9 protein-coding genes are annotated in these 12,409 nt (G+C 58.2%); 4 read left to right on the plus strand and 5 right to left on the minus strand.

Annotated features, from left to right (window positions below; genetic code table 11):
- Positions 1-71 precede the first annotated feature (71 nt).
- Positions 72-482 (plus strand): SufE family protein, encoded by a 411-nt coding sequence (locus Mal65_RS10365; protein WP_145296893.1) that lies wholly within the window; start codon positions 72-74, stop codon positions 480-482.
- Between the two features lie 100 nt (positions 483-582).
- Here the strand turns inward: Mal65_RS10365 and Mal65_RS10370 are convergent, their stop codons facing one another.
- From Mal65_RS10370 to Mal65_RS10385, 4 genes are all read right to left on the minus strand, one after another.
- On the minus strand, positions 583-1,233 hold the full coding sequence (locus Mal65_RS10370) for a transposase (RefSeq protein ID WP_145296896.1): 651 nt from the start codon (positions 1,231-1,233) through the stop codon (positions 583-585).
- Between the two features lie 91 nt (positions 1,234-1,324).
- Positions 1,325-2,872, minus strand: coding sequence for an ankyrin repeat domain-containing protein (locus Mal65_RS10375; protein ID WP_196784745.1), 1,548 nt, complete (start codon positions 2,870-2,872; stop codon positions 1,325-1,327).
- A gap of 41 nt (positions 2,873-2,913) precedes the next feature.
- A complete protein-coding gene (locus Mal65_RS10380) occupies positions 2,914-4,305 on the minus strand; it encodes a DUF1552 domain-containing protein (RefSeq protein WP_145296899.1) in 1,392 nt (463 codons plus the stop codon).
- Positions 4,302-6,779, minus strand: coding sequence for a DUF1592 domain-containing protein (locus Mal65_RS10385; protein WP_196784746.1), 2,478 nt, complete (start codon positions 6,777-6,779; stop codon positions 4,302-4,304). Before Mal65_RS10385 ends, Mal65_RS10380 begins: the two co-directional genes overlap by 4 nt.
- Before the next feature lie 392 nt (positions 6,780-7,171).
- Between Mal65_RS10385 and Mal65_RS10390 the strand changes: the two genes are divergently transcribed.
- The 3 genes from Mal65_RS10390 (at position 7,172) to Mal65_RS10400 (ending at position 11,055) form a co-directional block, all read left to right on the plus strand.
- The gene (locus Mal65_RS10390; RefSeq protein WP_145296905.1) at positions 7,172-9,220 is read left to right on the plus strand and encodes a S46 family peptidase; all 2,049 of its coding nucleotides are present in this window, start codon (positions 7,172-7,174) and stop codon (positions 9,218-9,220) included.
- 237 nt (positions 9,221-9,457) lie between these two features.
- Positions 9,458-9,868 (plus strand): hypothetical protein, encoded by a 411-nt coding sequence (locus Mal65_RS10395; RefSeq protein WP_145296907.1) that lies wholly within the window; start codon positions 9,458-9,460, stop codon positions 9,866-9,868.
- Positions 9,869-9,924: 56 nt separating this feature from the next.
- Positions 9,925-11,055, plus strand: a complete 1,131-nt coding sequence (locus tag Mal65_RS10400) for an MraY family glycosyltransferase (protein WP_196784747.1) — start codon at positions 9,925-9,927, stop codon at positions 11,053-11,055.
- A 34-nt stretch (positions 11,056-11,089) separates the two neighbouring features.
- On the opposite strand, the gene Mal65_RS10405 is transcribed toward Mal65_RS10400, so the two are convergent.
- Positions 11,090-12,397: a polysaccharide biosynthesis/export family protein gene (locus tag Mal65_RS10405; protein ID WP_145296910.1), complete on the minus strand. Its 1,308-nt coding sequence runs from the start codon at positions 12,395-12,397 to the stop codon at positions 11,090-11,092.
- Positions 12,398-12,409 lie beyond the last annotated feature (12 nt).

Genomic DNA, 12,409 nt, shown 5'->3' on the forward strand with positions numbered 1-12,409 from the left:
TACGGTGGGGCACGACGAACGCCACGAGTTTTGACACCTGAACCTTTGCCAACGCGAAAACGCGACGCGACATGATCGACGAAATCGTCCAGGACATTGAAGATTGCGATGACCCCCGTGAACAGTTCGAACTGTTGATCGAGTTGGGGGATCAAGCCGAATCGTTGGACGACAAGTGGAAGATCGAAAACTTTCGCGTCCAAGGCTGCACGTCCAACGTGTGGCTGGTCGCGTTGCCCGATGAATCTTCGCCCAGCGGCTTGAAATTCCTGGCCGACAGCGACGCGCATTTGGTCCGCGGCTTGGTCACATTGGTTCTGTACCTGGTCAAAGACAAGACGGCAGCAGAGATCGCGGAATACGATTTTGAATCCAAGTTTGACCAGCTGGGTTTGGCTCGTCACCTAAGTTCCGCTCGCAGCAACGGTTTGAAAAGCATGGCCGACCGCGTCCGGCAACTCTCCCAAATGCCCGCCGAATAGCGCGAAGCCGCCTTTCCGCATCGTCGCCTTTCGCTCCGCGAAAGTTGCGTGGACACATAGGACGCTACTTTCGCGGAGCGAAAGGCGACGATGGCCAGAGTTATTCGGAGTGGCGTCGATAAAGGTACTCGCCGGCCGCAAGTTTGGCTTTCGGTCCGTTCATGCGAATGTAGTTTCTCAGGTACTCGTATTGCCTGGGGTTTCGGACCAAGTGATCGAAAGGCTCTTGCTGCCACAGCTTTCCTTTTTGCGAAAGAGCGCGGTTGACCTCTCTTGCGGTGTAGTGAAGCCACGAATCGCATTGCTCGACGAGCGACTGTTGTGATCGAAAACTGGCCAGTAGATGAACATGGTTGGGCATGACACAGAAATCGCCCATTCGATATCTCTGTCCATTAAAGAACAGCAGGGCGTCATGAACAATTTGTGCCAATGCCGGATCGCGAAACGGACATTGCCCCTGACATGTGTCGAGATATGCCTCTCGATGGCGATTGAGTTCCCTGAGGAACCGGCGACGCTGGTCATCGGTCAAGTTTGAAACCGATGATCGCCAATTCGGGGACGGTTGCCCCGTGCTGCGTTCGATCCAGTCAATCTTATCACGTTCCCAGCGATGGAGAGTCTCTTGCGGGATGGAATCCTGAGTGCGAAACGTGATGAATAAGAACGCTCCGGTCTGAGACCAGTGTGGGCGATAATGCTCGCTGATCGAAAGCGGTGCGTTTGGATCAAAGCATTCGCCAAGCATCGTCATTCTCCTTGCGAAGCAAAGTCGCCTTTCGCTCCGCGAAAGTAGCGCTAAATATCCGAACGCATCTTTCGCGGAGCGAAAGGCGACTCTAGCCCTGCCAGCCGCGTTCGGTGGGGGCATCTTCGTCGGTGATTTTGCCGACTTCCATGACCGCTTGGATGGTGGGCGGATCGGGTTTGAAAGATCCCGGTCGATAGCCTTTGGCGATCGTCAGCGGCGACCACCCGTGTCGATTCTTGTGGTTCCAGATTTCCGGATCGGCACCCAGCTTGGCCACCAAACGTACGATTTCGGGAAAGCATCGATAAGCGGCGCCGTGCATCGCCGTTTCACCATTCTTATCCACGTGGTTGATGTCCAAGCCCAGTTCCACCAACCACTGAACCGCTTGTCGGACTTCGTCGATCGTGCCCGGGTGTTCGCCCACGTGATGAACGCCCACACCGGCGGCAACCATCAGCGCGGTGCAGTCGTCGTGGTTGGTGATCATCGGATCGGCACCGTGGTCCAACAGCAATTGCATGTAGGGCAAGTCACAGGTTTGGCTGGCCATCAAAAACGGTGTCGCGCCGCGTGTGTTGAAGCGGGCTTTTCCGGGCGCTTTGCCACGGCGCAATTTCAAGTTCACGTCGGCACCCGCATCGATCAACTTGGCCGCAAATTCAAGGCTGGACACGCTTCCGTGAATCTGTGGCGGCGGGTCGCCTTCGGGGGTGTCGCCGACTTGGGGGCGACGGACCCAGGCCAGTGCGTGCAGGGGCGCGAATTCGCTGGACTGGTCATTGGGGTCGGCGCCACGCCCGACCAACCGCAGTGCCAGATCAAAGTGGCCGCTTTCGACCGCCAGCATCAAAGCCGTCATGCCTTTGCGTGGGTTTCGGCCCGACGTGTTTTTGGGTTCCATCGCCGCCGAGATGTCGACGCCGTGATCCAGCAAACGCATCGCGGCTTCGATATGGCCGTTGCGACAGGCAAACATCATCGGTGTGAATCCCGAACGCAGCGATTCGTTGACGTTCGCACCGCCGGCGATCAGCCGATCGATCGCATCGGCGTGCCCGGCTGCTGCGGCCCACATCAACGCCGTCTGGCCGCTGCGTTGTTTCGCGTTTACGTCGGCTCCCTGACGCAGCAGCGTGTCGATCACGTCCACGTCACCGCCGCGTGCCGCCAGCATCAAGCACGTCACCTTGCCGGCGATGGTCAGATCGGGCGATGCACCGGCGGACAACAAAATCTGGGCGATCGTCGCATCGCCATTTTCGCAAGCGATTGCCAGCGGGCTGATGGAATAATCGGTCACCGCATCGACTTCTGCGCCCTCGTCGATGATCGCGGTCACCCAGTCCGATTTGCCATGACGTACGGCCCAGTGAAGTGCCGTCATGCCGTCGGGTTGACGCTGTTTGACGGATTCTTCATTCAGCGAATCGAGCGCATCGGTTCTGCCGGCTTCCACCGCATCGACCAACGATCTCGAATCCGATGAAGGTGTTGTGGTGGTCGATGATTGCACATCCGCGGCGGATACAGCGACCGTCAAAACCATGCCCATGACGATTGCCGGAAAGACAAACTGGATTCGCGTCATACCGTAAAGCTTTTGCGATTGTTGGAACGTCAAAGAGGCAATCATTCAAAACGATCCGCGTCAGAGCGATGGCGGGCGACGATCGATCAAACGTTGACCGGGTCGAACAGGTCTTCGACACGACCGGTGCTGTCGGCGAAGGTTTCCAAGGGTACGCCGACTTTGTTCAAAAGTGTCAGGTGCAAGTTGGAAAGCGGTTCGGGGTTTTCGTAGCGAATGTGTCGTCCGCCACGCATCTTGCCCGCCGCACCGCCGGCAACGACCACCGGCAAATTGTGATGGTCATGCGCGTCGGGGTCGCCCATGCCGCTGCCGTACATGTACAGCGAATGATCCAGCAGATTGCCGTCGGCTTCGGGGGTCGCGGCCATCTTTTCCAAGAACTTGGCAAACAACGAAATGTGGTACTGGTTGATCTTGGCGACCTTGGCCAGCTTTTGTGGATTGTTGCCGTGGTGGGTGACCGGATGGTGCGGTTCGGGAACACCAATTTCGGGATACGTCCGAGTGCTGGATTCGCGTGCCAGTTGGAAGGTGACGATGCGAGTGATGTCGCCGCGGAAGGCCAGCAACTGCAGATCGAACATCAATTCCGCGTGATCGGCATAGGCAACCGGGACGCCGACCGGGCGGTCCAAGTCGGGCAACGGGTTGTCCTGCGCCGTGCGTTCGGCGTGTTCGATGCGTCGTTCGACTTCGCGAATGCTTTCGATGTAATCGTCGATCTTGTTGCGGTCGTCGGATCCCAAAGCCAGCTTCAAACGCTTGATCTCATCGGTGACCGAATCCAGCAGGCTGGCGCGGGCACGCAGCGCCTCGGCACGTTGCTCGGGCGTGCCGCCTTCGCCGAACAAAGTTTCGAACACGATCCGCGGATGCGCCTCGGCCGGCAACGGTGTCGTCGGCGATGACCAGGACAAATTGTTTTGATAGACACACGCGTAACCGTTGTCGCACTGGCCGACGGTGGACAGCAAGTCCATCGACAGTTCCAGCGAAGGCAATTGGGTTTGGTGTCCGAATTGTTTGGCGGCGATCTGATCGACGGTGGTGCCCAAGTAGTAATCGCTGCTTTCGGTCAGTTTGGCTTGTGCCGCACTTAGGAACGCGCTGTTACTGGTCGCGTGAGACCCGGGATAAGCGTTTTGCAAGTGCATGTTGCTGATCACGGTCACCTGGTCTTTGACGCTTTCCAGCGGTGCAAGGCTGGACGGTAACGTGTCCAACGATTCGCCCTCGGGCGTCCACTGGGCCGGATTGAATCCCATCGGGATGTAGATGTATCCGACGCGTCGCAAGTTCTTTGCCGCCGCCGGTGTGGATTCCGCCGCGGTCAAACTGGGAACCATCGCGTCGAGCAACGGCAAGGCGATTGTCGCGCCCAAACCACGCAGGACGGTGCGGCGAGGCAACGATGTTCGCGTGACGTATTGGCCGAATCGCGAACCGGAATTCGAAGGTCGTTTCGGTGACGTCATGACGGGTCCTTGGGCGGATGGTAACGAGATTGAAACGGCCGGCTGGCCACGATGTTTCGAACGATCGATGAAAAGCGATAGTCGTCTTGGGCTGATTCCGAAACGATCCGGCGGACCGCCGCGGCATCACGATGGTCCAGACCGCGTCCCAGGGCGTAGGTCAGCATCTTTTCCACCAAACAAGTGACGAACATTTCGGGATGTCGGGTCAAACTGGCTTCCAGGTCTTTCACCCCGGTGACTTCGGTGCCGTCGGGCAATGTCCCCGACGAATCGACCGGAGTGTCGTCGGCATCAAAACGGCGATAACGTCCGACCGCGTCGTAGTGGTCCAGCGAAAAACCAACCGGATCGATCAACGCATGACAGGACGCACAGGCCGGGTTTTCACGGTGCGCGGCCAAGCGTTGGCGAAACGTTGCGTCGGTCAGACTTTGTTTTTCTTTCAGCGCCGGTACGTCCGGCGGTGGTGGCGGCGGCGGCGTGCCGACCAAGTTTTCCAACACCCAGTTGCCGCGGATCGTCGGTGACGTGCGAGTGGAATACGACGTTACCGCCAGGATGCTGCCGTGACGCAGCAGTCCGCCACGATTCGAATCGGGTGAAAGATCCACCCGGCGGAAATGGCTGCCGACGACACCAGGGATTTCGTAGTGAACCGCCAGACGTTCATTCAGGTACGTGAAGTCGCTGTCGATCAGCCCCAGCACGCTTTCACCATGTTCTTTGATGTGACGAAACAGCGATTCCGTTTCCGTCCGAAACGCACGTCGCAGGTTTTCGTCAAAGTCGGGGAAACGCCGAAGGTCAGGCTTCACGCCGTCCAGGTTTTTTAAATACAGCCACTGGGCCGCAAAGTTGGTCACCAGGCTGTCGCTGCGTGGGTCATCGAGCATTCGCCGGACTTGTTCGTCCAAGACCGCCGCGTCGCTCAGTTGGTTCGATGCCGCCAGATCCAGCAATCCTTCATCCGGCAGACTGGCGTACAGAAAGTACGACAGCCGAGACGCCAATTCCGTATCGCTGACGCGGTGCAGTCCCGCGGTTTCCGCGGGTCGTTCGATTCGAAACAGAAAGTGTGGGTTGACCAGGATGGCGGCGATGCCTCGCTGGATGCCGAATTCGAACCGGTCATCCGCGGTCGAGTTGCTGCGATGCGATACCGTGGCCGATTCGGATGTCGTGACGGTGGTTTGAACCGCGTCACGGAAGAACTTCATCGGAACCGCCAAGTCGTCCGGGCCGATTTCGCGTCGATACGCGTGTCGCAGCAGCTTCGCGAAAATGATTTCCGCCGCGGCGACCTGCGACGCCAGCGAATCGTCGTCGGGGCGGACGGTAAAGATTCGCTGTCGGCTGGGTGTGTCGACGGGGCCGGTGGTCTCCGGTGCAACCAGCTGTTTGTTTGGTGCGCTTTGTGAATCATTCAACGGCCCGACCATGCTGACTTCGAACAATGCCGGCTGTTGCCTTGGGTGTCGGTGCCGGTTGTAGGCCGCGTCGAAGGGTTGGCGTTTGATTTCCCGCAGCGATTCACCTTGGCTGACAAACGTCACCGCGATGTCATGCGGTCCGGCCGTGATCGGAACACGAACTTTCAAGTTGGTGTCGACGTGCGTGAAGTCTTTGCCGTTTTCCGGCGGCTGGATATGAAACCGGTGGTGTCGATGGCGGTCGACCAAGACGTCCAAGTCGTGGGGCCGATACAAACCTTCGACCATTTCATCACGGTCGCGGGTCAGACGGACGGCGATTTCGTAGACGCCGGATTCCGCAAAGGTGTGTCGGATGTTCGTGCCGCCACGTGTGCCCAGGGGCAGCCCAGGCAAATGGTGTTCTTGAGTCAAATCGGCGGGCAAGCGAACCGTCAAGCCCATCGGCGTTCCGGTCGGCCGGGCCACCGCGATTCGGCTGATCTTTTCCGCCGCCGTCAAATAACGGCTCATCAATGCCGGCGACAGTTCGCCGACGGTGATGTTGTCAAACCCGTGACTGGATTCGTCTTTGGGAATCCAACGCGTCGCATCGATTTCGATGTCCAGCAAATCGCGGACGCTGTTTTGATATTCCGTGCGTGTCAGACGACGCATCGAATCGTTGGGCGTCAACGTTTGCTTGGATTCAGCGACACCATCCAGCACGCCGGCCAAAGCTTGGGTGGCCACAACGTATTCGTCATTGTCCGGACGATACGCATCGGCCGGCGGCATCTGACGCGACGCCACTCGTTTGTAAATGTTTTCCCAAGCCGGCCATTGTCCGGTCGCCTCGTCCCAGCTTGCTTGACCGATCGGTGTCGTTTCTAGATCCAGTCCGCCGACCGCGTCGTCGGCGTTGTGGCAATCCAGACAATACGATTCGACGAACTCGGTCACCACACGCACTTGATCGCCGGAAACCGTCGCCGACGGATCGGCTGATGCCCGGGGATTGTCGACCGCGAAGAAAACACATCCGAACGCCAGGATGCACACCAGTGAACGAAAGGCAGCACGCGTTACCGCCTGGCAAAACGACCGACGTTTTTTCGGTTCAGCGTTGTCGGAGGCGGGCGCACGACGGTCCGGAAGATCCGTTCGGGTCATAAAATTCAAAGGCGGGAAAAGGAATCGCGACGAGGGCGGGGGGCAGGAGGGCACCATCAATTTAACACAGTCGTCATCCCGAATCACGGAGAATTCTGAAGTCCTCCCGGCATGGTGGACGGTCGGCCGCCCGCAGCCTTCGATGCAATCGGCCGGACTGATAAACTTGAACTCGGAAAAGCGAAGGAACCTTTCGCTGGAATGGACGACTGGATCGTATTTCCAAAACACCACAACTTGAGATGGCAATGAAAATCCACCAACGGATTCGGACGGCTGTGATGACAACGACGGTGATGTTGACGCTTTCGGGGGCTTTGGGCGGTACGGCGGTCACGCTGTACGGTGACGAAGGCATGTATCTGTTCAACGACTTGCCCAAAGAAACGTTGAAATCGCGACACGATTTTGAAATTACCCAAGCTTGGGCCGATCACCTGCGTTTGTCTTCGGTACGTTTCAACAGCGGCGGATCGGGATCATTCGTGTCCAGCGATGGTTTGGTGTTGACCAATCATCACGTGGCCAGCGACACGTTGCATAAATTGTCGACGCCCGAGCGTAATTTGATCGATGACGGATTCACCGCGCGATCGATCGACGAAGAATTGAAGGCACCCGATCTGGAATTGAACCAGTTGCATTCGATCGAAAACGTGACCGACCGAGTCAACGCGGCGGTCGACGACGATGCGGGTCCGGAAACCGCGTTCAAGCAACGGCGTGCGATCATCGCGACGATCGAAAACGAGTCTTTCGAATCCACCGGGTTCCGCAGCGATGTGATCACGCTGTTCGGTGGCGCACAGTATCACCTGTATCGCTACAAGAAATACACGGACGTCCGATTGGTGTGGGCACCGGAAACGGCGGCGGCCTTCTTCGGTGGTGATGCGGATAACTTTGAATACCCACGATACAACTTGGACGCGACACTGATGCGCGTTTACGAAGACGGGAAACCGGCCAAGTTGGAACACTTCTTGGCTTGGAACGATCAACCGCTGCAAGGCGGCGAATTGGTGTTCGTCAGTGGCAACCCAGGGCGAACCCAACGGATCTATACCGTCGATGCTTTGCGATACCTGCGTGACGATCGGTTGCCGTACGTGTTGGATTATCTGCGCCGCAAAGAAATCTTGATGCAGCAATTCAGTCTGAACGGTGCCGAAGCCAAGCGTCGTGGCCGTGATGAATTGTTCGGCATCCAAAACGCCCGCAAGGCCTACACCGGCATGTTGGCCGGTCTGCAGAATCCGCAAACGTTTGCCGCCAAGAAAGGTCGCGAGGACAAATTGTTGGCCGCGATCGCAGACGACGCATCCTTGGCACCGCTGGCCGGCACATGGCAGGATGTCGCCAAGCTGCAAAAAGAAAAGGCCGACATGCTGGATCAATCGGTCAACCTGCGAAGTTCTCTGTTCAGCTTGGCGATGAACACGGTTCTGTTGGCCGAAGAAGACACCAAGCCCAACGAACAACGTCTGAGCGAATTCACCGATGCGGGACGCGAATCGTTATTGCAGCGGTTGTTGTCCACCGCACCGATCTATGACGATTTGGAAACGGTCAAACTGGCCGATGAATTGTCGCGATTGATCGAAGTCCGCGGTGCCGATGACGATTTGGTCGTGGAAATCTTGGCCGGCAAGGGACCGCGGGAACGGGCGGCGGAAATCGTTGCGGGAACGCGAATGAACGAAGTCCCGTATCGAAAGGAATTGGTCGACGGCGGACGCGCCGTGGTGCTGCAGAGTGACGACCCGATGATCCAACTGGCGCGTTGGTTGGAACCGGAATACCGACGCATCCGCGAGATCAACGAAAAGATCGACGAGCGCGAACGCCAGGCGTATGCGAAAATCACCGAAGCGACCACCGCGGTGGAAGGCACCGGTGGCTATCCCGATGCGACGTTCACATTGCGATTGGCCTTCGGGACGGTCAATGGGTACGACGAAGACGGCAAATGGATCGAACCGACCACCGACTTTGCCGGTGCGTTCACCCATGCGGCCGATCACGAGGGCCAGGAAGACTTTGATTTGCCGTCGCGATGGTATGACGCCAAAGACCGTTTGGACCTGTCGACCCAGCTGAACTTTGTCTGCACCGCTGACATCATCGGCGGAAACAGCGGTAGCCCGGTGGTGGATCGCGACGGCAAATTGGTCGGGCTGATCTTCGACGGCAACATCCAAAGTCTGACGGCCGATTACCTGTACAGCGATGAACAGGCACGCGCGGTCAGCGTTTCGGCGGTCGGGATTCGCGAGGCGATCGAAAAGATCTATCAGGCACCCGATTTGGCCAAATCGCTGGGGCAATAGGCTGGGCCATTAGGCTACGGCGATCGAACGGGGCAATGGAGAAGTTGCCACAGGGCGACGGGGATCGAGGCGGTTGTGTCAAGAAATTTCGATTTCTTTGCCAAGACTCGCCTCCGATCGTCGAAGGGGGGGCAACCGGTGTGATGCCGTTGTTGTCGGCCCAAAGCCCGATCGGTTGTCCGGGCGTCGCGGCGGATGTCCCCACCATCGAAATCATCAAAGTCCACGAGGCGTCCGATGAATCCGTTTTCGCTGTTCTCTTCCGGCAAACTGCCCGAGGAAGGCGTATCGCTGTGCAATAGCGAACGGACGATTTGGACGCTGGAGGATGTCAGTGGTTCGGTGACGATGATCAACTTTCGTCGTCCCGGTAAACGCTGTTCTTGGAATCGTCGCTGGTTTCGCGGCAGCATGATTGCGACCGAAAAACGCCTGGTCGCTTTTGCCTACAAGACGCGTCTGATTCATGTCCCGTTTGATGATCCGCGTTGGGCCCAGATCGACGTGCATTTGCCCAACGGTCGGACGCTGTTCATTGGGCACGATGCGTCGTTGTTTCATGACGACTGGTCGGGGACGTTGGAATACCGTTTCAAGGCCGGCGGGAAGACGCGATTTCGTGATCTGGTCAAAACGATGACGACTTAGTGGAAGCGTTTTGATCCGGTGGGCGGATCGGTGGGCGGGTGAATACAATTCCACTCATGAACAACGCTTTTCAACTTTTCATCCTGTTGTTGGTCGGTGCCACATTGCCGGCCATGATCGTCGCCATGTTGGCGATCTATCCGATCCGGCGGCACGCGATCCGTCTGGGGTTGATGGATCGTCCCGGGGGTCACAAAGCACACACCCAGGCCACGCCGCTGGGCGGCGGCATCGGCATCGCACTGGGCGTTGTGGTGACATTTGCGATCGCAACCTTGGCGGTTTTCTGGACCGGTTGGATCGACGCTCTGCCGGAATCTTTGGCCGGCCGAGTGGCGATCTATGCCGACGGTGCCCAGACGCGAATCGGCATGCTGTGGTCTTTGATCGGTGCCGGGTTGGTCCTGGTCGTCTTGGGGTTTGTGGATGACCGTCGTGGTCTGCCTTGGCAATTTCGCTTGGCGGTCCAGTTCGGCGTCGCGATCTTCACCGTCTATGGGATGGGCATCGGCCTGACCGCGTTCATCGGTCTGGCTTGGCTGACCAAGTTGATGTCGGTCTTGTGGATCGTGGCGGTGATCAACAGCTTCAACATGCTGGACAACATGGACGGATTAAGCGGTGGCGTTGCGGCGGTGATCGCCACATCGATGGCCATCGTGATGATCAGCACGCCCGACCCGGCAACGGCCAAGCCACAATTGTTGGTCGCGGCATTCTTGATGGTGGTGCTGGGGGCGTTGCTGGGGTTTTTGTGGCACAACCGACCGCCGGCAAAGATTTTCATGGGCGACACCGGCAGTTACCTGGTCGGCTATCTGATTAGCGTTGCGATGCTGATGGCCACGTTCGCCGGTGGCGGTGAAGGACGCCCGCACGCGGTGTTAGCGCCACTGTGTGCGATGGCAGTTCCGCTGTACGACATGTGCACGGTGTTATGGATCCGCATCCGCGAAGGACGCAGCCCATTTCAGGCCGACCGGCGCCACTTTTCACACCGCTTGGTCGAACTGGGCATGACCCGGCCACGAGCGGTGGTGACGATTTACCTGGTCACTGCGACGTGTGGTTTGGCCGCGATTCTGTTGACGCACGTCACCGTGCTGCAGGCCATCACGGTCTTGGGCATCGTCGGATGCATGCTGTGGCTGATCGGGATCTTGGAATCCACGCGTTGGAATCAGTGAACATGCGATCGGCGGCGATCATGCATCGCGGTCGCTATCGAACCGCGACGCCAAGAGCAGAGTTGATGATCGCCGCACCCGGTTTTTGATACAGCATCACGACGTCGTCGGGCTGGATGTCGATTCGTTCCTTCGGATCATGCATCGCGCGATCCAAGTCGACGCGAATGTTCATTTGGCGACCGTCGGGCAACTTGCGAAGAATCACCGCTCGGGTGGCCGAACGCAGATAGGCTTGTCGGCCCGACATCAACACCGCACCGTCTTGACCCATCGGGCCACCGGGCGAAGCGCCGACCATCGCAATGGCTTCGACAATGTCCAAGTCTTCGTCACGCGGCAAAGGAACGCGACCGCCCGGCAACAAGCCACCGGTGTAAAAGTATTCGCGTCGTTTGGGAACAAACAACACATCGCCTTCGTTTAAAACCACATCGTTCGGGCCGAACGGCAACGTTGCGTTGCGAATCATCAGCGGGATGCGAACGATGTCCGGCATGATTTCCAGCGGTCCATTTTGCCCGTCCATCGATGGACGTTCGACATAGTCGTTGACCAATGCGTTGGGATTGGTGCTGTCCAGCAATCGGTCCGCAAAACCGCCGGCGCGGATGACATAGACTTCGCGTGCCGCGTCGGTGCCGGGCAATCCACCCGTGGCCGCCAAGGCGTGCAAGACGTCGTTTTCATAGATCGGCAAGTCGATCACTTGACCGCTGCCGCGATGCGCTTGGACGACTGCGCTTTGACCGCTAAGGGTCATGTTGCCGGTCGGCGAATCTTCACGCAAAACGACGACGCGTTGGGTGCGCGGGATCAGCAAGCCGACGGTGATTTGGCCCTGGCCCTGCAACAAAACGTTCTGCTTGTAATAGGCCGCGCGAATCGTCTCGGTCGCCTCGGTCAACGTCAGCCCTTGGACCGCCAGTGGCTGGATCAACGGCAAATCCAACGTTCCGCCGCTTTGCACTTTGATCGGCAATCCCGTCGACGGAGCCACAACGTTGCCGTTGGGCGGATAGTATCGTTGGTTCAACCCTTGGTTTTGTTCAACGATCGGCGTTTCGTTTTCACCCGGCGGGAACACACCAAAGATGTAGACGGACAACACGTCGCCCGCTCCGATACGGTGTTGGTCGACCGGATTCTGGCCCAGCTTGGTTTGCGGAACGGGCACCAGATCGTCACGGCTGCATCCGAACAGGTCGGGCGACAGACGGTTGGCCGGAATTGATTCGCCGTCCCAATTGTTCCAGTGGAATTGGCATCCCGTACTGACCAGCGTCAGTGTCACCAGGATCCACGCGGCGGCGGATTCAGTCAGGCTTCGCGGATGAATCATCGGTTATGCCAG

The organism is Crateriforma conspicua, from assembly GCF_007752935.1.
GTDB classification, from domain to species: Bacteria; Planctomycetota; Planctomycetia; order Pirellulales; family Pirellulaceae; genus Crateriforma; species Crateriforma conspicua.